20 protein-coding genes are annotated in these 23,920 nt (G+C 46.7%); 12 read left to right on the forward strand and 8 right to left on the reverse strand.

Features of this window, described 5'->3' with window-relative positions:
- The first annotated feature begins 114 nt into the window (after positions 1-114).
- The 11 genes from fliF to KFE96_RS14845 all read left to right on the forward strand — a co-directional run bounded on the left by fliF (position 115) and on the right by KFE96_RS14845 (position 13,365).
- Positions 115-1,860, forward strand: a complete 1,746-nt coding sequence (gene fliF / locus KFE96_RS14795; protein ID WP_255833329.1) for a flagellar basal-body MS-ring/collar protein FliF — start codon at positions 115-117, stop codon at positions 1,858-1,860.
- Between the two features lie 14 nt (positions 1,861-1,874).
- Positions 1,875-2,894 (forward strand): flagellar motor switch protein FliG, encoded by a 1,020-nt coding sequence (gene fliG / locus KFE96_RS14800; RefSeq protein ID WP_255833330.1) that lies wholly within the window; start codon positions 1,875-1,877, stop codon positions 2,892-2,894.
- An 18-nt stretch (positions 2,895-2,912) separates the two neighbouring features.
- A complete protein-coding gene (locus KFE96_RS14805) occupies positions 2,913-3,587 on the forward strand; it encodes a FliH/SctL family protein (RefSeq protein ID WP_255833331.1) in 675 nt (224 codons plus the stop codon).
- A gap of 15 nt (positions 3,588-3,602) precedes the next feature.
- Positions 3,603-3,959, forward strand: a complete 357-nt coding sequence (fliN, locus tag KFE96_RS14810; RefSeq protein WP_247016442.1) for a flagellar motor switch protein FliN — start codon at positions 3,603-3,605, stop codon at positions 3,957-3,959.
- 32 nt (positions 3,960-3,991) lie between these two features.
- Positions 3,992-4,756, forward strand: a complete 765-nt coding sequence (locus KFE96_RS14815; protein ID WP_255833332.1) for a motility protein A — start codon at positions 3,992-3,994, stop codon at positions 4,754-4,756.
- Positions 4,757-4,816: 60 nt separating this feature from the next.
- Positions 4,817-6,232, forward strand: coding sequence for a sigma-54 dependent transcriptional regulator (locus KFE96_RS14820; protein ID WP_255833333.1), 1,416 nt, complete (start codon positions 4,817-4,819; stop codon positions 6,230-6,232).
- A 38-nt stretch (positions 6,233-6,270) separates the two neighbouring features.
- Positions 6,271-8,385 (forward strand): flagellar biosynthesis protein FlhA, encoded by a 2,115-nt coding sequence (gene flhA / locus KFE96_RS14825; protein ID WP_247016448.1) that lies wholly within the window; start codon positions 6,271-6,273, stop codon positions 8,383-8,385.
- A gap of 47 nt (positions 8,386-8,432) precedes the next feature.
- The gene (locus KFE96_RS14830) at positions 8,433-9,446 is read left to right on the forward strand and encodes a hypothetical protein (RefSeq protein ID WP_255833334.1); all 1,014 of its coding nucleotides are present in this window, start codon (positions 8,433-8,435) and stop codon (positions 9,444-9,446) included.
- A 1-nt stretch (position 9,447) separates the two neighbouring features.
- Positions 9,448-10,236, forward strand: coding sequence for a MinD/ParA family protein (locus KFE96_RS14835; protein ID WP_304665232.1), 789 nt, complete (start codon positions 9,448-9,450; stop codon positions 10,234-10,236).
- 36 nt (positions 10,237-10,272) lie between these two features.
- Positions 10,273-12,390, forward strand: coding sequence for a hypothetical protein (locus tag KFE96_RS14840; protein ID WP_255833335.1), 2,118 nt, complete (start codon positions 10,273-10,275; stop codon positions 12,388-12,390).
- A gap of 87 nt (positions 12,391-12,477) precedes the next feature.
- Positions 12,478-13,365 (forward strand): DMT family transporter, encoded by an 888-nt coding sequence (locus KFE96_RS14845; RefSeq protein ID WP_255833336.1) that lies wholly within the window; start codon positions 12,478-12,480, stop codon positions 13,363-13,365.
- Between the two features lie 38 nt (positions 13,366-13,403).
- Here the strand turns inward: KFE96_RS14845 and KFE96_RS14850 are convergent, their stop codons facing one another.
- The 3 genes from KFE96_RS14850 to fliI all read right to left on the reverse strand — a co-directional run bounded on the left by KFE96_RS14850 (position 13,404) and on the right by fliI (position 16,660).
- Positions 13,404-14,786, reverse strand: a complete 1,383-nt coding sequence (locus tag KFE96_RS14850) for an aminotransferase (protein WP_255833337.1) — start codon at positions 14,784-14,786, stop codon at positions 13,404-13,406.
- 77 nt (positions 14,787-14,863) lie between these two features.
- Positions 14,864-15,298, reverse strand: coding sequence for a hypothetical protein (locus KFE96_RS14855; protein ID WP_255833338.1), 435 nt, complete (start codon positions 15,296-15,298; stop codon positions 14,864-14,866).
- Between the two features lie 15 nt (positions 15,299-15,313).
- On the reverse strand, positions 15,314-16,660 hold the full coding sequence (gene fliI, locus KFE96_RS14860; protein ID WP_255833339.1) for a flagellar protein export ATPase FliI: 1,347 nt from the start codon (positions 16,658-16,660) through the stop codon (positions 15,314-15,316).
- 277 nt (positions 16,661-16,937) lie between these two features.
- Between fliI and ctrA the strand changes: the two genes are divergently transcribed.
- Positions 16,938-17,639, forward strand: a complete 702-nt coding sequence (gene ctrA / locus KFE96_RS14865) for a response regulator transcription factor CtrA (RefSeq protein WP_247016461.1) — start codon at positions 16,938-16,940, stop codon at positions 17,637-17,639.
- Between the two features lie 78 nt (positions 17,640-17,717).
- Here the strand turns inward: ctrA and KFE96_RS14870 are convergent, their stop codons facing one another.
- From KFE96_RS14870 to KFE96_RS14890, 5 genes are all read right to left on the reverse strand, one after another.
- Positions 17,718-18,560, reverse strand: coding sequence for a protein-glutamate O-methyltransferase CheR (locus tag KFE96_RS14870; RefSeq protein WP_247016463.1), 843 nt, complete (start codon positions 18,558-18,560; stop codon positions 17,718-17,720).
- Positions 18,560-19,774, reverse strand: a complete 1,215-nt coding sequence (locus tag KFE96_RS14875; RefSeq protein WP_370650598.1) for a chemotaxis response regulator protein-glutamate methylesterase — start codon at positions 19,772-19,774, stop codon at positions 18,560-18,562. Before KFE96_RS14875 ends, KFE96_RS14870 begins: the two co-directional genes overlap by 1 nt.
- A 73-nt stretch (positions 19,775-19,847) precedes the next feature.
- On the reverse strand, positions 19,848-20,213 hold the full coding sequence (locus tag KFE96_RS14880; protein WP_247016466.1) for a PleD family two-component system response regulator: 366 nt from the start codon (positions 20,211-20,213) through the stop codon (positions 19,848-19,850).
- A 53-nt stretch (positions 20,214-20,266) separates the two neighbouring features.
- Complete coding sequence (locus KFE96_RS14885; protein WP_247016468.1) at positions 20,267-20,758, reverse strand: chemotaxis protein CheW; 492 nt, start codon at positions 20,756-20,758, stop codon at positions 20,267-20,269.
- Positions 20,755-23,853, reverse strand: coding sequence for a hybrid sensor histidine kinase/response regulator (locus tag KFE96_RS14890; protein ID WP_255833342.1), 3,099 nt, complete (start codon positions 23,851-23,853; stop codon positions 20,755-20,757). Before KFE96_RS14890 ends, KFE96_RS14885 begins: the two co-directional genes overlap by 4 nt.
- Between the last annotated feature and the right edge of the window lie 67 nt (positions 23,854-23,920).

The following is a 23,920-nucleotide window of genomic DNA, read 5'->3' on the forward strand; positions in this document are numbered from 1 at the left end:
AGATTTAACTATCTGTTTACTATCAGATCGTAATTTGGGGTAAGTTTTTATAAGTATATCCTCTGCTAAGAGGTATGGGTAAGGCAGCAATAGCAGCCGATAGTCGAGGTAGGCGTGGACGGTTTAATTCAAACACTCAAAAACATGGGCATGACCAGATTGGCCATGATCGGTGTAGCAGGGACTTTAACAGTCGCCTTTTTTTGGGCAGTTATGAGTGGTGTATCCAGTTCACCAATGGTCATTTTATACGCTGATCTTGACCCAGCTTCTGCATCTTCTATCGCCGCACAGCTTGAAGCCGAAAACATTCCAATTTCTTCTGATCCAACTGGCCGCACAATTAAAGTACCAAGAGCTCATGTTGATAGACTACGCCTAAGGTTCGCAGGGGAAGGCTTGACTGGCGGCGTTGTTGGAAAAGAAATTTTCGATGCTGACAGCGGTTTTGGTCGCACTAGTTTTGAGCTCAACGTTAATTACGTTCGAGCCATTGAAGGCGAACTTGCCAGAACCATAAAGTATTTCCCGTCGGTTCGTGAAGCGCGTGTCCATGTTGTTATCCCAGAAAGACGCCCTTTCCAGCGTGAAGAGAGCCAGCCATCAGCATCTATTATGCTTAAAACAGCGGGTTCGGTTAGCCAATCGCAAGCACAAGCGATTCAGGCGCTCGTTGCTTCTGCAGTTCCAAGCCTTTCACCAGACTACGTAACAATTACCGACACAAGTGGTCGCCTTCTTGTTGATGGTGGTGGTTCTGATGATCTCGCAAGCTTTTCAAATCTGGATGAAAGCCGTAGAGCAAAAGAAAGAGAATATCGTAGTAAAATTGAAGAACTAATTGGTAGTGTTGTTGGCGTTGGCCGAGTAAGAGCCGAAGTGGCTATTCAAATGAACATGAGCCGCACAACAACCAGCGAAACCTCTTTTGACCCGGAAGGCCAGGTAGTCATTTCTTCTAACGTGCGAGAAGAAAGTTCTTCAGAGCCACTACCAGGTGGTCAGGTTACAGTAGGCAATAACCAGCCCAACGCTGCCAACGGTTCCCAAAACAACAATAGCGCTGATACAAACAAAACCGAAGAAGCGACTAACTTTGAAAACTCTAAAACAGAAACAGTAACAGTTAGAGAACCGGGCGAAATAACAGGCATTCAGGTATCTGTTCTTGTTGATTATAATCGCCAATTGGACGAGCTCGGTAATACAGTTGGTGATCCAACACCACGTGATCAAACGGAAATTGATCAAATTCGCAATCTCGTTATTACAGCCATTCCTGCCATTCGAGATGCGGCCACTGGTGATATCATCCCACATGATGACAACGTAACCGTGGCAGCAATGCGCTTTGTTGACCCAGAACCGTTTGAAGCAACGGCCCCATCCTTCAACTTGCTAGGCCTCAACAAATCTGACTTGCTCGAGCTTGTTACTTATGGTGGCACCATTCTGGTTGCTCTTGTTTTCCTTCTCTTGATTGTACGCCCTCTGGTTATCCGTATTATTGATTCCATTCCGGAACAACCAACTCCAGAAGAGCTAGCTCAACAGCAACAACTAGAGGATATGGCCTCAGAAACACCTGCCATTGCAGGCCCTGGAGGTATCACTGGGCCAATTTCCGCTGATTTGGTAGCGGCAGCGGCGGCTGGTGATGAAAATGCCGCAGCTGCAGTCATGGCTGCACGGCAAACAGGCCAGCTAGCACTGGATGAAATGCGAACGGATAGCCAGATTGACATGGCTCAAATTGAAAACCGTATTCAGGAGACAGCTATTCAAAAGGTTTCCGATATCATTAAAGCAAATCCAGCAGAGTCAGTCGCGATTATCCGTGGCTGGCTATATGCAGAGTAGGATGAGTTAGTTTTATGGACGAAAACGCTATTGCGCTTGAAAAAATGACTGGTTCCCAAAAAGCCGCTGCTTTTATGCTGGCTATTGGTGAGGAACACGGGAAAGACATTTGGAATCAACTCTCTGAAGATGAGGTAAAAGAGCTTTCACAGCACATGTCCTTGCTTGGGCAGGTTGAAGCTGCAGCCGTTGAAGCCCTGTTTGTCGAGTTTGCCTCAAAGGTATCAACGGTTGGCAGTTTGAATGGTTCCTTTGATAGTACCGAACGTCTTCTCGGTAAAATGCTACCATCTGACCGTGTTCAACAAATTATGGATGAAATCCGCGGCCCTGCGGGACGTACTATGTGGGATAAACTGGGCAATGTGAACGAAATGGTTCTCGCCAGTTACCTCAAAAATGAATACCCACAAACAGTGGCAGTAGTGCTGCAGAAGATTAAAGCCGAACATGCTGCCCGCGTGCTTGCTGTGCTTCCTGAAGATTTTTCTATGGAAGTTATCATGCGGATGCTCCGCATGGAATCAGTGCAAAAAGATATTCTAGACAAGGTAGAACAAACACTCCGCGTAGAGTTCATGAATAACCTTGCGCGTACAAGCCGCAAAGATAGTCACGAAACAATCGCTGAGATTTTCAACTATCTAGATCGTAGTGCCGAGGCGCGTTTCCTTGCTTCACTTGAAGATAGAAACCGCGATAGCGCAGAACGCATTAGAGCTTTGATGTTCACATTTGAGGACCTTTCAAATCTCGATCCAAGCGGTGTTCAAACTCTTCTGAGAAATGTCGACAAAGATAAGCTTGCGCTCGCTATGAAAGGTGCATCTGATACGCTGAGAGATCTCTTCTTCTCTAACATGTCCGAACGTGCTGCAAAGATCCTGCGGGAGGATATGGAAGCGATGGGCCCTGTACGCCTCAGGGATGTAGATGAAGCACAAATGGAAATGGTGAATAAAGCGAAAGAACTTGCTGAAGCTGGCGAAATTCTCCTGTCTGATAACAAAGGCGAGGATGAGCTGATCTACTAGATCACGCGAGATAAAATCATGGCAGACCCTATTAAATTCACCTTTGACCAAGCTTTCGATGGCGGCGCTAAAAGTCGGTATGATCTTGAAATCGAAAGGTTAGAACAAGAAAATCAGGCAGCGCAAGCTTCGGCACTTACACAAGGGCAAGAGCAAGGTCGTCAACAAGCACTCACAGAGATTGAAGCTGCTACACAAGAAGCAATGTCACAAGTTGCTCAAGCGGCTCATGCACTTTTCTCGCAACAAGCTCAACTTGAAGCAAGCCTTAAACAACAAATGGTACAGCTTGCTTACGCTATTGCCTCCAAACTATCCCCTGCTCTTATCCGCAACCAACCATTGGCGGAAATTGAAGCATTGATAGAAGACTGTCTGGCAACTGCAAACAAAGAACCACGGCTAATCGTAAGGGTTTCTGAAACGCTATCTGAAGCCATTAGCGAACGTCTGGAAGATATGAAAACTAAAACTAACTTTCCTGGTGATATCGTTTTGATCGGTGAACAATCCTTCGGCCCTCAAGATTGCCGCGTAGAGTGGCCTGATGGAGGGACAGAACGCCGATTTGTTGATATTCAAAGGGAAATTGAAGATGCCGTTCAACGTTTTGTGATGTCTGGTTCTGATCTCACTGAATCTGTTGCAACAAATACTGAAGAACAAACTGCGCCTCCAGCGCAGCCTGTATAGGAATAAGGGAATCACATGGCTGGAGAAGACGAAAATAATGTTGGCCTTCAGGAACTGTCTTCTGGTGAAGGTAAAGCTCCTGATCTAGCTCAAAAAGAAGATGGGCAAGTTCGTTCTGCACAAGAACTTGAACCAGTTTTTGATGTACCTGTTCAGGTACAGGCAGTACTGGGGCGTTCATCTCTTGAGGTAAATCAGCTGCTAAAACTGGGACCAGGAGCTGTTATTGAGCTAGACCGTAAAGTTGGCGAAGCCATTGATATTTATGTGAATAACAGGCTTGTTGCCCGTGGTGAGGTGGTACTTGTAGAAGACCATCTCGGTGTAACAATGACTGAAATCATTAAGCTGGACGGTAACGCTACAGCTTAAAGAAACGCACACAGGCGGGGAGACAAACATTTATGAGCACCCTTTTCGGAATGTTAACGGCATTCTTGCTGGTCATTGGTGCCATATTGATAGGTGGTTCTGCGAATGCCTTCATTAACCTTCAGGGTATCCTGATCGTTGTGATTGGCACATTTGCAGTAACAGCCATCAGTTTTCGCCTGAATGAAATGATGGCGTTGCCAAGAAATATTTGGGTTTTACTGAGGCATAGCCAGCGTGAGCCTAGCGAGGAAGCAATCAAAATTATGAAAATCGCTGTAGAAGCAAGAAAACACAATGATGTGCTTATGCTTGAGCGGTTAATTCCTCGGCTTAAAGACACACCTTTCCTTGCACAGGCTATACAGTTGGTTGTTGATGGCTCACAGCCAGATGAAATTGAACAAATGATGAGACGTGAGGCTAGTACTGCTTCTGCACGGCATATGCGTTCTGTAGATTTTCTAAGACGAGCTGGCGACGTTGCCCCTGCTATGGGCCTTATTGGTACACTAATTGGCTTAGTGCGCATGCTTGGTAACCTAGAAGACCCATCATCACTAGGCCCTGCAATGGCTGTAGCACTACTCACAACATTTTATGGTGCTGTTATGGCGCATCTGATTTTTATCCCACTTGCTGCCAAAACAGAACACTGCACAGAAGAAGAAGCCCTTGTAAACAATTTGTATGCGATGGGAGCAACATCTATCCGGCGGAACGAAAATCCTCGACGGTTGGAAATGTTGCTCAACACCATTTTGCCGCCGGCACAACGCATCACTTATTACAAGTAACAAGGCACAGAATTAGAAACCAATCCGCAGGAGCGCGGAGAGGTAAAACGGAGACTAAAAATGCGATTGCTGATTATTGGGACATTGGAAGGCCAGCTAGGAGCTGCCAGCAAAATTGCAATGGACCGAGGTGCACACGTAACACACGCACCTGATATTGAAACAGCTATGGCTTTGTTGCGTAGTAAAGGCGCCGATCTTCTTATGGTGGAAGTAAGCCACGATATCCCTGGGCTTATCCCTCAGTTAAGAGCCGAGCATTTCTCAATTCCAGTGATTGCTTGTGGAATTGGAACGGACCCTAAAGTAGCAGCAGCTGCTATCCGTGGCGGGGCAAAGGAATATATTCCACTCCCCCCAGACGCTGAACTTATCGCTGCTGTCCTGCAAGCTGTGTCTGAAGACAGCCAATCTTTCATTTACCGCGATCCGGTTATGAAAAACGTTGCAAGCCTCGCGGAACAAGTAGCACCATCTGAAGCCAGTATTATGGTAACTGGCGAAAGTGGTACTGGTAAAGAAGTGATGGCGCGTTTCGTGCACGAAAAAAGCCGTCGTGCTAACAAACCATTCGTTGCTGTAAACTGTGCCGCTATTCCTGAAAACCTTCTTGAGTCAGAATTGTTCGGGCACGAAAAAGGGGCTTTCACCGGCGCTGTCGCCCGCAGGATTGGTAAGTTTGAAGAAGCTGATGGCGGCACCTTACTTCTGGACGAGATTTCGGAGATGGACGTACGCCTGCAAGCCAAACTCTTACGTGCTATTCAAGAACGTCAAATCGACCGCGTTGGTGGTGCGAAACCAGTGAATGTGGATATCCGTATTATCGCAACATCCAACCGCAACCTTCAAGATGAAGTGAAGGAAGGAAATTTCCGTGAGGATTTATTCTTCCGCCTAAATGTTGTGAACCTGCGCGTGCCGCCACTGCGTGAGCGGCCAGCAGATATTCAGGTGCTCGCGAAGCACTTTGCGCATAAATATGCCGAAGTAAATCACGTTGATGATCGTGAGCTATCTGATTCTGCAATTAAAGTTCTAACAGCGCACAACTGGCCAGGAAACGTACGTGAACTGGAAAACACCATGCACCGTGCGATACTTCTTGCTACAGGCACTGAGATCGGCCCAGAAGCTATTATGCTACCCGATGCAAGCGGTAACCTAACACTAGGAGGCAACGCAACAGACGGTGCTGTAGCATCTGCACCTGCCGCGGCCTCATCAACACCTATTGGCCAAACAGATACCGCTGATGAAAATGCAATGGTTGCAGGCCTTGTAGGCCGTACTGTTGCAGAGGTAGAGCGTGATCTAATTATTGATACCCTCAAGCACTGCTTAGGGAACCGTACACACGCGGCTAATATTCTGGGAATTTCTATTCGGACACTCAGAAATAAGCTTAACCAGTATAATTCAGAAGGCGTTTCGGTTCCTCAGCCTGGGGATTCTGGTGCCCGGTCACCAGTTTAAGCACTTGTATTGAGTAGATGAAAAGTTGGCAGATTTAAATGAGTGATGCAGCTCCAAGTAATAGCCCAGAACCAAGCGGCGGTAATCCGCTTCTGGGCAGTCTACTGAATGGGATGAAAAGTTCCGACATCGCTTTCGCAGGCGGTGTAGTTGCTATTCTGCTCATGCTCATTATGCCAATGCCAAGTTGGCTTCTCGATATTGCCCTTGCGGCCTCCATGACTTTTTCCGTCATGGTTCTTATGACAGTATTGTTCCTTGAAAAACCGCTCCAGTTTAACAGTTTTCCAACTGTACTACTGGTAGCGACCATGCTCCGACTATCGCTGAATTTGGCTTCAACCAGACTTATTCTGTCTGAAGGTCATACCGGTACCGATGCAGCTGGTAGTGTTATTGAGGCCTTTGGCGAGTTCCTTATGGGCGGTCAAGTGGTCATCGGGATCATCGTTTTTGCCATTCTGGTCATTGTAAACTTTATTGTAATTACCAAAGGTTCTGGCCGTATTGCCGAGGTTGCAGCCCGCTTCAGTTTGGATGCGATGCCCGGTAAACAAATGGCCATTGATGCCGATCTATCCTCTGGCCTTATTGATGAAAAAGAAGCCATAACCCGCCGTAAAGAACTGGAAATGGAGAGTACCTTTTTTGGCTCCATGGATGGTGCCGCGAAATTCGTGCGTGGCGATGCCATTGCAGGCCTGTTGATCACGGTGATCAATATCGTAGGCGGGATTATCATTGGTGTAGTCATCAATGACCTCAGTTTTGCTGATGCCAGCAGCCGCTATACTATTTTGACGATCGGTGATGGCTTGGTTTCCCAAATTCCTGCGCTGATCGTATCAACAGCTGCTGGTATGCTTGTATCCAAAGCTGGTATGCAGGGCCAAACAGACAAAGCTTTATTTGGCCAGATGGCAGCAAGACCTCGCGCTCTTGGTGTTGCAAGTACTCTGCTTTTCGGTATGGGCATCATGCCAGGTATCCCATTCCTGCCATTTGCGCTATTTGGCGGTACTTTAGCCTATTTGGCATATGCCCTTGGACAGCGAAATGAAAGAGTAGCTGAAGAGGAAGCTGCGGCTATTCAAGAAGAACAGGCTGCACCACCTGCCGAAGAACCTATTTCGTCGGCGCTTGCAATTGATCAGCTTCGTCTTGAGCTTGGTTACGGTCTTCTTGCACTTATTAACGATGACAGTGGCTTCCGCCTAACGGATCAGATCAAAGCCCTACGCCGCCAAATCGCGAGCGAAATGGGCTTTGTAATGCCTTCTGTACGTATTCTTGATAACATGCAGTTACCTGCTAACAGTTATGTACTTCGTGTTAAAGAAACTGAAGTCGGCAGAGGTGATATTCGCCCGGGCATGCTTCTCGTCATGGACCCTGAAGGTCAGCCTGTTCAGATACCAGGTGAAGCTACAACCGAGCCAGCGTTTGGTCTGCCCGCAACATGGGTAGATATGTCAGCGCGAGAAGAGGCAAACTTCCGAGGCTATACTGTTGTTGATGCTGCCACCGTTATTACGACACACCTTACCGAGGTGATTAAAGATAACATGGCTGATCTTCTTTCTTACGCTGAAACACAGAAACTGATGGAAGACCTCTCAACAGAACATCAGAAACTGGTTACCGACATTGTTCCAAACCAGATCACCAACTCTGGTATTCAGCGCGTATTACAAACTCTGCTTATCGAGCGTGTCTCTATTCGGGATCTATCGACTATTTTGGAAGGTATCGCCGAGGCAACAGGCTTCACTCAGAATATTGTATCGATCACCGAACATGTTCGTACGCGACTTGGAAGGCAACTTTGCGCCGCCTACGCAACACCGGATGGCCTTGTGCCACTGATTACCCTATCGCCAGAATGGGAACAGGCATTTGCTGAAAGCTTGGTAGGCCAAGGCGAAGAAAAACAGCTAGCAATGGCTCCTACCCGTCTACAAGAGTTTATCAACGCTGTTCGAATGGTATATGATCAGCAGGCAGACCGGGGCGAGCAACCTGTACTATTGACGAGCCCGCTCGTTAGACCGTATGTACGCTCCATTATTGAGCGGTTCCGTCCGGCAACTGTGGTAATGAGCCAGAATGAAATACATCCACAGGCAAAAATCCGTACACTCGGGCAGATTTAATAAGGGGCACCGGGCTGTTAAGGCCTGATTGGGGAATAGACTAACCAATGCGTTTAAAAACCTTTCACGCAAAATCCATGTTTGAAGCGATGGAGCAAGTGCGCAATAGCTTGGGCGCTGATGCGATCATCATCCAAACAGAAGAATCCGCTTCCGGTGTTCGTATCACTGCGGCCGTTGAGGCGGGTATGACACCTCCTGCTCCGCAGGAAGCGCCTGAGCCGGTTCAAACACCGCTGGCATTTGAAGCATCTCATCCGTTCCCATCAGAACCGGAATTTGATCAAGCCGATATTCGTGCTGTTCTTAATCACCACGGCCTACCGTTTGAAACAGCTGAAAACATTAACCAGGCAGCGCTTTCCTTCAATGCTATTTCTTTATCTGAAGCAATTGGTAACGCACTTGAAGCAACAATCCGTTTCAGCCCCCTCACAGATTCGCACGCCCGCCCAATAATGCTAGTCGGCCCTCCGGGCGCTGGTAAAACCATCTGCACTGCCAAGCTGCTTGCGGATGCTTTATTACATGAACGTGCTGTTCACCTTATTTCTACAGATACAGTGAAGGCAGCGGGCATTCAGCAGCTTGATCATTTTGCTCAGCTTATGAAACAAACTGTTTCCACAGCAGATACGCCAGATGAGCTAGCTGCCGTTGTCAAACAAAAACCAAATTTCAATGGACTAACGCTCATTGACACGCCCGGCACCAACGCTTTTGATATGCAGGAACTAGAAGCCCTGCTTAAATTCATCAAAGCAATCGACGCGGAACCAGTACTGGTAATGCCAGCTGGTCTTGACCCACTGGATGGGCAAGAGATTGCAGGTGTATTCGCTCGAATGGGGTGCCAGCGTTTTATTGCAACAAGACTAGATGCAGCCCGACGCTACGCAAGTGTCGTGATGGCAGCTCGCCCAGGATACTTATCTCTTGCAGCAATCAGTAGAAGCCCTTTTGTTGCAGATGGTTTGGAAACTGCAAATCCTCGTGAATTTGCACGCGTTTTATCTGCACTACCAAAAACAAATAATAATTCTTTCAGCACGGATCAGTAACATGACCAACGAAACACAAACCCCAGATATCAAAGCACTCGAGAAACGCTTTATTACCGTTGCATCTGGTAAAGGTGGCGTTGGTAAAACATGGCTATCCGTTACCCTTGCCCACGCTCTTTCGCATCTCAATAAAAAGGTGGCTCTTTTTGATGGCGACCTTGGGCTAGCAAATGTAGATATTCAGCTTGGTATCGTACCAGAGATGGACTTGGGCCATGTTATTTCGGGGCAGTCCAATTTTGCGGGGATTGCCCAGCCTTACCGTGATAAAGATGGCAGCAGCTTTGATGTGTTACCCGGCAAATCAGGCTCTGGTTCATTGGGTGCACTTTCTCAGCAGGCGCTGAATACTATCCGCATGGGGCTGACCAAACTTACAGTTAACTATGATCATATCCTGTTAGATCTAGCCGCAGGTATCGATCCTTCTGTAACGACTCTTTCAAACCATGCTGGTAAGATTATTGTTGTAATGACTGCCGATCCTACATCGCTCACAGATGCATACGCTTTTATTAAGGTTACAGCAATGCGCAACCCAAAAGCCGATATCGCTGTTGTTGTAAACAACGTTGGATCAAAGAAAGAAGGCGAACGCGCCTTTGGAGCCATCAAAAAAGCCTGTGAAGGATTTTTGAAGATTTCCCCCCCACTTATCGGTATTATTAGAAAAGACGATAAAGTAGTGGACGCTATTCGCTCGCAGGTTCCTATCCTTGTCAGACACCCGCAATCAGATGCGGCATCTGATGTGAAGGCTCTGGCTGCGGCTCTTACCAGAAGCTGATACTACCCGGTGCAATCTTAAGCGTGGGGGACGTTTATGAGCGATATCAGCGGCCCTCCGGCCCCAAAGCCCATTCAATCCGTTACACACGGAGCCGAGAAGGCTGCCGCTACTTCTAAAGACCCTAAACACACTGGCAACCCAACAGCAGATGAAAAAGGCGAACAACGAGCCCATCAAGATAACCGCCATGCCTTAGAGGCCCGCGACCCAGCCGTTTCTATCGCGGCTACGGCAGCCCACATCAGAGTGGGTGATGAACTAAAAGCACCAGTACTTCAACAGGACCCTGAAGGTCGCCCTATCATCGAAACGCCTACGGCCACCTTTGCTCTCAAACCAAGTGCTGGTTTGAAACCCGGGGACGACGCAGTTCTAAAAATCACCGAAACTGGAAAGCAAGTTACAGCGGGCTTGTTAGCCCGTAACAACATCCCAGTTAATCCGCCCATTAATGTGCAGCTAATTGTGATTTCCGTGCATAATACGGGAGGCACTGAAGCAGTTGAAACACAGCAGCACCAAACTCAACAACTACCTGTTGATGTGAGAGTTAATAGCGTTCCATACAGACCTACGGCTGTTGTCAAAAACGCTCCCTTACCTGATACTACGAGCCTTCTTACTCAGGGACAAACCCAAAACCAAATTCGGCCAGAGATAACCGACCATACATCTTTCAAACCACCTGCTGATAATCCGGATCAAGCTATTATCAGAGCAAGCAGCCAAGATTTAGCGACGCTCCTCTCTGCGCAGCAGGAAAAAACCATAGCAGACACGCAGAAATTATCTGACCAAATAGCAGCACAAACCCAGAAGGCTACGTCGCCTGTTTCTGCGTCACCAGATGGTTTAGGGCCTATTATTACAGCAACAACGTTCTCAGGGGCTTCTGTAAATCTGCAGATACTTGACCCTGCCATTAGTCAAGTATCGCCAAAGGAAGTAGCACAGGTATTGTCCCAAACCCCCGTTACCGCAAATGATGTAAAGTCTCTACCGGTTTCGCTGTTAACCGCGTCCGCAACAAGCGAACTTGTGAAACTGGAAACTGATAAAGGTGATTTTATTGTCCCTGCGAAAGAAACAGCGAACTTCAAAGGTGAGCTCGTCAGAGTTTCCGAAGCTGCGCGAACTCAGCAAGCTCAAACACTCCAAAATAACCTTCCAACCTATGAAGCAAAACTAACAGCACCAGAAAGTGCCCATACCCGAACGGTTACCGTGCAGTTCCCGGAAGCAGGCTCCAACAATGTTTCTCAGTTAACTACTGAGGTACAGGCCGTGCACACATTACGGGCTTTTCTTGCCCCATCAGGCCCCAGAAGCGACATTAGATTAGAAACCCCTCTAGGCGATGTAAAAATCACGCTGGATAATACTATCAGGCCAAACGCAGGCGATCCCATAACCATTATTCCACAGCAACCAGCAACTGCGACCATACCAACCGAGGTAACGCAGCAACTTGCACCGCTTGTTGCCAGCACGACAGGCACATGGCCTAGTTTACAGGAAGCTTTTTCCGTACTTGCTCAATCTAATCCCGATGCGGCAAATGCACTCGCTGCAAAGACAGCATCAACAGGCGGCAAGGTAACCAATAGCCTACTTTTCCTCATGTCAGCATTAAAGGGGGGAGGACCAGATACATGGCTTGGTAACAAAGTGGAAAATGCTCTACATCAGGCAAACACAAACCTACTTGAAGCACTAAAATCAGATGTAGCTCGCCTACTCAACAGTGCCGGTGAAACTATTGGCGATTGGCGAACATTTGTAATCCCTACCGATCCGCGGGGAGATATGCCACTTATCGCACTGTTATTTGGACAACCAGTACATGTTAACCCCGACGACCATCGAGATAATTCAGGATCAGACGAACAAGACGGTAACAACGCAGAACGCTTCATTCTGGAGATATTATTTTCGGTATTAGGTACTGTCCAACTGGATGGCTATATTCGCGAACGAAAATTTGACCTTACTGTCCGTACGGAAAGAGCGCTACCTCTGACGCTTGAACACGATACCCGAACGATCTTTTCTGATGCTTTGCTTGCCAATAACTTCAGCGGTAGCCTGAGCTTCATTGCGGGTGAAGAATTTCCCGTTAGTGCGGCTGCACTACTGGCAAATAAATCATAAAGATTGCCTTGTCCGAAAGCTCAATCCTCTTTTCTTGACAGTTCTTCATAGCGTGATACCCCTCTCCTCTTAGAAGGGAAGAAGTGTATGCGTGTTGTTCTAGCTTTTGCAGCCTGTGTTCTTATTTGGGGCTCCACTTGGTATGGTATTGAGTGGCAACTCGGCTATGTGGCCAAAGAGTGGTCGCTTACCTACCGTTTTGGCTTGGCTTCAGCATTATTATTTGCTTGGTGCTACTATAAAAAACTACCGCTTTCTTTCTCGAAATCAGCACATCTTTATATGCTGGGAACGGGTTTTTTCTTATTCTCCGCTAACTATAACATGATGTACCTTGGTACTATTCATCTTACGTCAGGACTGGTAGCCGTTGCTTTCTCACTGCTATCCTTTTTGAATATAGTGAATGGGAAGTTATTCCTTAAAACTGATGTACAATTTTCAACTTTTGCGGCCGCAATGCTGGGTGTTTTTGGGTTGGTTTTAATCTTTAAACCAGAAATACAGAGCTTTGACCTAGGGGATATGACCACCTACGGACTTGCAGCTTGTGTTTTTGGGACGCTACTAGCTTCATTCGGCAACACCATTGTTGGTACAAAAAAGGTAAAATCCTTACCACTTCTCCCTTTCAATGCCTGGGGCATGGCGTATGGCACCGCCTTTAATCTGCTAGCCGCACTCATTACTGCTGGCGCTCCTACTCTTGACCCAAGGCCTGAATATTATGGCGCTCTACTTTATCTCTCCGTGATGGGGACTGTAGTTGCCTTCTCTCTATATCTCTGGCTTATCGATGAAATTGGCGTAGCTAAGGCAGCCTATATGTCGGTAATGATGCCGCTTGTCGCGCTCTTTATCTCTACCTTCCTTGAAGGCTTTACTTGGACATTATATGCGGCAGCGGGGCTTTCTCTGGTTGTCCTCGGCAATATCCTTATGATCAAAAGCAAAACGCCAGCAAAACCTGAATAGTTTGCTGGCGCTTCAAATATTAGTTTTATTACGGTCTATTACATTGCCTGTAGCTTGCCATAAATTTCAGTAAGAGCTTCCTGAAGAATTGCTATAGCAAAATCAATTTCCTGATGGTTAATGACAAGTGGCGGACACATCACCAACACATTACCTGTTGGCCGGAGAACGACCCCGCGCATCAAACATGCCTGAGAAACCGCATCACATACATTTCCTTCAAGGGGGTATTGTTCTCTTGTTTCTTTATTCTTGGTAAGCTCAATCCCCGCCATCAAGCCGCTACAACGCACTTCCCCTACAAGCGGATGAGCTTCAAGTTCTTTCAAGCGTTTGGCGAAATAAGGCCCGGTATCGCTATGGGTTCTTTCAATCAAGCCTTCTTCTTTTAGAATATCAATATTACGAAGAGCAACTGCACACATCACCGGGTGCGATGATGTCGTGAAACCGTGTTGGAAGATATCATCACCGCTTTCTAGAACTTCAGAAATGCTGTCATGAATAACAGCGGCAGAAATTGGTACGTAAGAAGAAGCCATACCTTTCGCAAGTGTCATGATATCTGCTTTGAAACCAAAGGTTTCCTGTGCAAACCAATTACCGGTACGGCCAAACCCAGTCACAACTTCATCAGCTACCAGAAGGATATCATTTTTCCTGCATACTGCTTCTACTGCTGGCATGTATCCTTCCGGGGGCACGACAGCGCCCATAGTTCCCTGAATTGGTTCAACAAACATGGCGGCTATGTTTTCAGCACCTTTTTCCTGAATGGCAGCTTCAAGAGCTTCGATCATTTCCTGACCATGTTCTTCTGGTGTTTTATCGCCACCTTTACGGTACCAATATGGCGCTGGCACCTTACAGACATTCTCACCCGGCTCCAGCCCAAACACTTCATGCATGGCTTCATTGCCATTGAGGGCCGTTGTCGCCATTGTGCTACCGTGATAGGCATAATCACGAGTAATGATAATCTTCTTCTGTGGCTGGTTTTTCTTACGCCAATACATGGCAATAATCTTAAGAATAGTCTCATTCGCTTCCGAACCAGAGTTCGCGAAGAAAACCTTGTTCATACCTGCTGGTGTGATCTCTGCAATTCTACCTGCCAGAGCAGCTGCAGTTGGATTAGAGACTGCTGAAAAGCTATGATAGTAGCTAAGTTGATCCATGGCTTTAGCACATGTTTCAGAGAGCTCCTTGCGGCCGTACCCCACATTTACTCCGCCGAGACCAGCCATCATATCCAGAAGCTGAATTCCCTGGCCACCAATCAGGCAACCTTTAGCGTTTTCAATTAGAAACGGTGGTGCTTGTTTTAAAGATGCGGGCGCTGTGAAAGGATGCATATGGTGCGCCCGATCATATTCCTGAAGTGTTTCTCTAGTCGCACCAGCTTTCGTATCAATGCTCATTCAGCTAACTCCCTGCCCTATATACTCTTTCTGTAGCAGAAACTAAGGGAGAGGTGAATTAACTTCTGTCAAACGCCTTACTGAGCGCTATCAAACATATCATCTTTCTGGAAATATCGCTGTAACCCTTGCTCATCGAGCATATCCTGCTCAAACTTAGCAAGTTTTTGTGCTTTCTTCTTTTGTTGTTGCTCCAGAGCAATCTCATACGTTTTTAATTCTCGAAAGCTTTCAGCAACCTTATCCTGCTGCTCTTCTATAACAGTATCTTTCTGCACAATCTGGTCATAGATGATTTTTTGCTGTTTCCGAGAACCTTCCATATATGCCCCCAAGGATGTCGCAAATACTTCCAATTCAGAGTTTTTAGATTGGTCTGCCATCTCGGCATCAATCGCTTCAATACGACGCACCATCTCATCGCGTTCCTCAAGCATTTCAGCGAGAACACGCCGGGCTTCATCAAGCTCCCACTTCCTTAAACGTATAAGATTTTGAAGGCTTTCAATCATCTATGAAAATATACCCTATTGTTGTCCGGAAAGCACTGCAGCAGCAGGCCCCATTTCCATAATCTGGCGTAATCTCGCATATCCATCCAACAGCGATGTTTGATCATCTTTCCACTGTCCAAGGAACTCTTCAATATGAGGATTATATCCAATGGCTGCATCTACATCTGGGTTACTACCCTGCCGGTAAGCACCAAGCCTTATCATCTCTTCCATATCCGTGTAGGTGGACATATAACGTTTGGCCTCCCGCACCAGAATATTTTCATCATCCGTATTACAGCGCGGCATGGTTCTAGATACTGACTTCAACACGTTGATGGCAGGGTATCTGCCTCGCTCGGCAATAGCTCGTTCCATCACAATATGGCCATCCAAAATACCGCGCACTGCATCTGCCACAGGCTCGTTATGGTCATCACCCTCTACAAGAACGGTGAAAAGGCCCGTTATGTTACCAGCACCACGTGGCCCAGGCCCAGCACGCTCCAACAACCTTGGTAACTCAGTAAATACAGTCGGCGTATAGCCTTTGCTGGTTGGCGGTTCACCGCCTGCAAGCCCGATTTCGCGCTGTGCCATAGCAAAACGTGTTACGCTATCCATCAAACACATTACATCAGCACCTTCGTCGCGGAAATGTTCTGCAAGCGTAAGGGTCATGTATGCTGCTTGTCGGCGCATCAGAGCGCTTTCATCAGAAGTCGCAACAACTACGACAGATTTAGCAAGCCCATCAGGTCCGAGATCATCTTCAATAAACTCCTGAACCTCTCTGCCCCGCTCACCAATCAGACCAATAACACTGATATTGGCATCAGAATGACGTGCAATCATGGAAAGGAGAACCGACTTACCAACACCTGAACCGGCAAAAATACCCATCCGCTGTCCCTGACAGCAGCTCACAAATGTGTTAAGTGCCCGGACACCAAGATCAATTTTTTGTCCTACTCTCTGGCGGTTATGAGCTGGTGGCGGCCCTGCACGCAAAAGGCGAGGTTTCGTACCGTGCACTATCGGGCCCTTACCATCAACAGGTTCTCCAAAGGCATTAACCACCCGCCCGAGCCAACCGTTGGAAGGAAAAACGACAGGGTCTGATTGAGTAAGAACGGCCTTACAGCCGACCCCAACACCTTCAAGCTGAGCATAAGGCATAGCAAGCGCGGTATCGTGGCGAAAGCCAATAATCTCAATAGGTACACGGCGAAAATCACGTGTTTCCACCTCGAGACGAGACCCAATAGAAACATGCTGGCCAATGCCAGACACTTCAACAAGCAAACCACGAACACCGGCTACACGACCGTAGCGACGTTCAGTTCTTATTCGCTCAACTTCCTGAATAAGACTGTGCAATTACCACACCCCAAAAAACGCAAGACAACGTAAAATTATTGATACCCAGAGCTCATATAATCTTACAAACGGTTTAAATAATAGTAAAAACAGTAAGGTTAATAATCAAATCAATCTCAGCAATTTAATTTTTATTGGACATATCGTTAACCTTCGTTAACAATAATAAAGCAAGCACGCGTTACTGCTGGCCAAATAAAAGCATAGGGAAGATAAAGAATAGACAACTTGAGGAACGTTTTGTCTATCTTTGTCGCAAACCTTTAGGGGAAATAATATGCGTGTTCTATTGATTGAAGACGATCCTACGATGACCCGCAGCATTGAATTGATGCTGAACTCAGAAGGTTTTAACGTATATAGCACTGATCTCGGAGAAGAAGGCCTCGATCTGGGCAAGTTATACGATTACGATATTATTTTACTGGATTTAAACCTTCCAGATATGCACGGGTATGATGTTCTTAAGAAGCTTCGCACAGCGAAGGTGAATACTCCTATTCTCATTTTGTCAGGCCTGACAGAAATGGAAAATAAGGTGAAAGGTCTTGGCTTCGGTGCCGATGACTATATGACTAAACCTTTCCATAAAGAGGAATTAGTTGCACGTATCCATGCGATTGTACGCCGCTCTAAAGGTCATTCACAGTCTATTATCAAGACAGGCAAGTTAGCTGTTAACCTTGATACTAAGACGGTGGAAATTGGCTCCCAGCGCGTCCATCTTACTGGTAAAGAATACGCGATGCTTGAGCTCCTCTCCTTGAGAAAGGGCAGCACGTTAACCAAAGAGATGTTCTTAAACCATCTTTATGGCGGCATTGACGAGCCTGAGCTGAAAATTATTGATGTATTCATCTGTAAGCTCCGTAAAAAGCTAGCGGCAGCTTCTGAAGGCGACAACTATATTGAAACCGTTTGGGGGCGTGGATATGTTCTTCGTAATCCTGAAAATGAAGTAGATGCAGCCGCTGGATAAGGCCTGCAAATACAGGTAAAAGAAAAGCGGCCTTCAAGCCGCTTTTTTTTGTATCTATTCCTAAAAAGGTTGGATTTTCTAACCCAACCCCATCAACTGTTCCGCAGTACCATCTGACGGAACATACATTCCTCGCTGGCCTTTAACAGGTTTGAAAGAATCTGTAATACCCAGAACGGTTTCTGCAGCACCAAGGAACAAGGTTCCATCACTCGCCAAAACTTTACGCATACGGTCAAGCACTTGGCCTTTAGTTTTCTGATCAAAATAAATCAATACGTTACGACAATAAATCACATCAAACGTACCCAGTGCCGCAAAGTTATCAAGCAAGTTAAATGGGCGGAATTTTACCATATTGCGAATATCATCGCTTAACTGCCAAACATCGCCTTCCTGCGTGAAATATTTGATAAGTAGCTGAATTGGCAGACCACGCTGTACTTCGAACTGGCTATATTTGCCGGCCTTAGCCTTTTCAAGAACCTGCGTACAAATATCTGTGCCAACAATTTCAATATTCCAATTGCTATACTTAATACCTGCCTCTTTCAACAAAATCGCAAGCGAATACGGCTCCTGCCCTGTTGAAGCAGCTGCACACCAAATGCGTAAACGTTTCTGTGTACCACGTGCCTTTTCCATTGCTGGCAACACATGATTTTTGAAAAGATCAAACGGTGTGTTGTCACGGAAGAAGAACGACTCATTTGTAGTCATCGCTTCCGTCACATCTTTCAACAACGTCTGATCTGTCTTCATCCGTAATTTCTGGACCAGTGCATCAAGTGTATCCAGGCCTCGTTTCCGTGCAAGTGGCGTCAGCCTACTTTCAAGGAGATACACCTTGTCCGGTGTCAGCATCAGGCCTGACCGCTCTTTCAGAGTCCCTGCGAGAAAGTCAAAATCAGCTGTATTCACTAGTGTCCTCCTTGCAACCGCTTCACAGTCGCGTCGCCCAAATCATCAATAGACAGCACCTCAGTACAAAGCCCTGCTGTCGCTACGGCGCCTGGCATACCCCACACCACGCTGGACGCTTCATCTTGTGCCAAGAGCGTACCCCCCGCTCTCACCAAATCTCTGGCCCCTTTTAGACCATCGTGCCCCATGCCGGTTAAAATAACGGCAAGTGTAGCACCACCATATAGTTTACTCGCACTTCTAAAGAGTGGATCAACCGCTGGCTTGCAGAAATTTTCTGGTGGATCATCCGTTAACCGAACAATTTTTTTACCATTTTCTTCTGCCACTTCCATGTGCTTACCGCCCGGAGCAACATAAATATTACCGCCTATCAGCTCTAAACCATCAACCGCTTCCTGCGAAGGCCATCCAGTTGTCTGCCCGAGGTGATCTGCAAGAATGGCCGTAAAAGTTGCTGGCATATGCTGGGTAATCAGGATAGGTACCTTTGGTTGCTTATCTTTAAATTGCCCAAAAAACTTCATCAGCGCCTGTGGTCCACCCGTTGAAGATCCAACAAGAAGAGCTTGTGGTTTCTTCGGAATACCCATCTGCTTACGCAGTGTAAACGCTGTGCCACCAGTTTGCGGCGCAACGGCTGCTTCAGGCTTTACAGCGCGTGTCACCACAGGAGTAGGCTTTGGTCTAGTTGGCGCTGCTACAAAGCCAGCAGGTTTTGCTTTTGCTTCAGGTTTCGCGAAAGCTACGCTTTCACGAGCTGTTGCAGGCCCTGTCGCTGCTTTTGCAGACACAGGCAATGCCTCACCACGCTTGGAACGCCTACGCCCCGCCCATGCTTTAACTTTATCCACCAATTCACGGCGAAAATCGATATTAGCATTCACTGAACGTGCTGTTTCCGGCTTTGGAACATAATCCACCGCGCCCATCTGTAAAGCACGCAAACTAATCTCAGCATTCTTACGCGTAAGCGTAGATGCCATAACAACTTTAATGTCCGGCACCTTCTCAATTAATTTTGGAAGCGCCGTCATCCCATCCATCTCAGGCATTTCAATATCAAGCACAACCGCTTCGAGATCGTGCTTTTCAATCTGCCGTAGTGCAACAGCGCCATTATTAGCTGTTGTTACCACTTCGATATCTGGGTCTTCTGATAAATACCTACAAAGAAATCCACGAATAATGGCACTATCGTCCACCACCATAACACGGTATGGACCCGGCTCTTTTAAGCTTTCAGATGCCTTGCTCACAATAGAGTGCACTCAATTATCCTGATTAAATCAAACCAACTTGCGAGAATTTAGCCTCGATGATTTCACGATCAAACGGCTTCATAATATACTCGTTGGCACCCGCCTCAATTGCTGTGCGAATGTGTGACATATCGTTCTCTGTTGTACAGAAAACAACAACTGGCTGTTCAATACCATCTTTGGCACGCAGCGTTTTTAAAAACTGCAAACCGTCCATAACCGGCATATTCCAATCAAGAAGAACCACATCAGGCAGGTTACGATCACACGCATCGAGCGCGTCCTGTCCATCAACAGCTTCTTCAATCTCGAAGTTCAGTTCTTCCAGAATGCGCCTTGCGACTTTTCTAATCACTCTGGAATCATCGACAACAAGACAGAGTTTCATATTCAGTATCTCCCAAAATATCCTTTGAAAAGGGGAAACCGCTTCACCTTAGTTTAAGCAGCTTTTCCTTGAGTTTCAAAGGCAAGAAGTTTGTCTACATCCAGAATCGGTAACAATTCCCCCTCCAAACGGTAAATACCACGGCTCACTTCTCTCCAACGAGGGTCAAGCGTCACCGGATTACGTTCGAAAAGCTGATCATCGAGAGATAATACTTCTCCCACAGAATCAATCTGCAAACTATATGGTTCTTCGTTATGCTCTACTACAACTGACATGCTTTGCTTATCGCCTTCAAGCGGATCAAGCCCCAAGCGGTTACGCAGGTCAATGGCGGTTACAATTCTACCACGCAGGTTCAACACACCAGAAACCCATTTAGGGGCCAGCGGGATCTTGGTAATTTTCTGGGCATTTAGCACATCATGCACAGCAAGAACCGGGATACCCAATGTCTGGCCAGCAAGTTTGATGGTTACAAAATCCTGACTACCAGTGCCGACAGCTACAACACTTAAATCATCACGCACTACGAGATCATTCATGCTGCATCTCCTTTGATTTTAAGTTGCTGTGCCAGACTTCTCAGCAGCGTATCCTTATCGAATTTCGCTACATAATCATCAAAGCCAGCCTCATACCCTCTGTTGATATCTTTCTCTTTCGCAAGAGACGACAAAGCAACGATTGGAGTACTCGCCCAGCGATCATCAGCCTTAGCTGCCGCAACGAATTCATATCCATTCATATCCGGCATTTCGATGTCAGAGATAATCAAATCAAACATCTGACCGTCTTCCATCATCTGAAGTGCACCAGCAGCGCTCGAAACAGTAGCAACACTATAACCCGCTACTGTTAGAACCGGTTTCACCATATTACGGAAGAAATCACTATCATCGACAAGAAGCAGTTGCAGGCCACGATTATCCAAACCTTCTTCAACCATCTCACCAGAACGCATCCAATCTGAGAATGCCAGGTTCAAATAATAAGATACATCAATAACTTCGGAAGCTTTTCCTGCAATTACCGCAGAACCAACAACACCAGCCTGATTAGAAGCCAGTTTTACATCAAGCTTCTCTTCTACAATATCTTTAATCTCATCAACCGCGAGGCCCATTGTGTATTCACGGTCAGTGAACACAAGAACTGGCTGCCTGCCTTCTTCCAACAACTCCATATCCGGGTTTGCTTTAATGAGAGGCATGAGGTTACCACGATATTGAACCATATGGCGACCGTCTGAAATCTCAACATCAGCAGTATCGATTTCCTCTAGTCGAGCAATAAGAGCTAACGGTACAGCTTTAGGATTACCACCACCAGCGGTGAACACAAGCATGCTCTCTGTTTCGTCGTATCTAGCTCGTTGCACGGCTTCTTGCTCACCATCAGCATCTTGCTGTTGATCCTGAACACCATTATTCGCAAGAGATGCAATACCGTTTGGATCAAGGATCATAATTACACTACCATCACCGAGGATAGTATTACCTGAGTAAATATCCAAATCCTTCAGGATAGGTGCAACAGGTTTCACAACGATCTCTTCGGTATCGAACACCTGATCCACAACGATACCAAAAGTGAATGGACCTACCTGTGTTACAACAATGAAATCATCAGCTTCTTCACGTGCATCAATTTCTTCGCGTGTCATAAAGCCAAGCACTTCATTTAGATACACAAGCGGCAACAAACGGTTCCTCAAACGAAGAACAGGCGCGTTGTTAATGGTCTCAATCTTATGTTCTGAATTATTGCTTGAATTCGCTGAAGCACGCACCAGCTCAAGTACGCTGATTTGAGGAATTGCATAACGCTCTTCCTGTGCCTTAACGATAAGGCCAGCAACAATTGCTAGTGTCAGTGGGATCTTGATATCAAACGTTGTGCCCTTGCCCTCAACCGAGGTCATGTCGATGGTGCCACCGATTTTCTCGATATTTGAACGCACAACGTCCATCCCTACACCACGGCCGGAAACACTTGTTACCTGCTCCGCTGTAGAGAAACCTGGGTGGAAAATGAATTTCTGGATTTGATTATCTGACATTTCAGCAAGTTCTGCTTCCGTCGCCAGACCTTTTTCCAAAATTTTCTTCGCAAGCTTAGCAACCGGAATACCTGCACCATCATCTTTAATTTCAATGATGATGTGACCGCCTTCATGGAAAGCATTCAAAGTAATCGTACCTTGCTCAGGCTTACCATTTGCCATCCGCACTGCAGGTGTCTCAATACCGTGATCGGCAGAGTTACGAACCATGTGAGTAAGCGGGTCTTTGATAAGCTCAAGAACCTGACGATCCAGTTCTGTGTCAGCACCGATCATCTCAAGTTCAATTTTCTTATCAAGTTCGACTGTCAAGTCACGTACAATACGCGGCAGTTTTGCCCAAGCGTTACCGATTGGCTGCATCCGCGTTTTCATCACGTTTTCCTGCAACTCAGTAGTACACTGGCTAAGGCGCTGAAGCGGTACTGCAAGCTCTGTATTATCCAGATTACGTGTAATCTGCAGAAGCTGGTTACGGGTCAGAACAAGTTCTGAAACCATATTCATCAAATCTTCAAGCAGTTCCACGTTCACACGAATAGACTGCGATACCTTCTTCGTCTCTTTTGCAGGACCTGAAGCACCAGCGGCCGGGCCTGCTTTCTGCTCGGTACCTGCTTTATTTGGGGTGGATTTTGCAACTTCCTTCGAAGCATTCACAACAGCTTCGCGAATAAGTTCAAATGTCATCACCGCTTCATCGGCATCATCACTTGATACCTGACATTCAACGAGAGCTTCTTTGACAAGTTTAAGCATCTTATCAAAGTGCCCATCACCAAAGCCTGTAACCGTTACCAGTTGACGACCAATGGTGTCCGCCGCATCAATATCATCCTTAAAGAGAGCCATCATCAGGCCAAGGAACTTCGATTTACGAAGATCAATCGCGACAGCTTCAAAAAACTTCTTAAGCTGATCATCATTTGCGATACGTGTCGCAATCAAATGCGCGGCCACCGCCACACTATCTTCACCACCAACACGGTCGTAAAGAGAACCACCAGATGAAGCCGGGGCTGCTGCTTCAGGTTCAGGTACCGTGTCATCCGCCGTATCTTCAGGGCCCGGTGCATTTGCAAATGCAGCTTCAAGCTCTTCCAGAGATACTTCACCAGGCTTCAGTGCACGCCCAAGTGTTGTATCAACAATCTCGCCATCAACGGTGTCAGGCTCATCTTCAACAGGCGCCGCGTCTGCACCCTCAGCAATCGCGTCCAGACGATTGATCAGATCACTATCATCACCATCAGGCTCTTCTTCCGTTGCCTCAAGGCCAGCGAGAATTTCTTTAATACGGTCCAAACTCTCGAGAATCACCGTTACCGAATGCTCGGAAACTTCAAGTTCACCATCTCGGAATTTGCCAAGTACGTTTTCAGATGCATGCGCTACTGATTCAAGCCTTGGTAGCCCAAGGAAGCCACATGTACCTTTAATTGTGTGCACTAGGCGGAAGATATTATCCAATACTTCCTTGTTGTTAGGATCTTGTTCGAGCTTCACAAGCTCAATATCAACAACATCAATGCTTTCCGCTGTTTCGGTTAGGAATTCATTTAACAGATCATCCATCTCGGTCGCCCCTGCATGGAAAAATACTAAAGTCAGGAATTATGAGGCTGGTTACCAAACAATTCAC

The organism is Kordiimonas sp. SCSIO 12603 (assembly GCF_024398035.1).
Lineage (GTDB): Bacteria > Pseudomonadota > Alphaproteobacteria > Sphingomonadales > Kordiimonadaceae > Kordiimonas.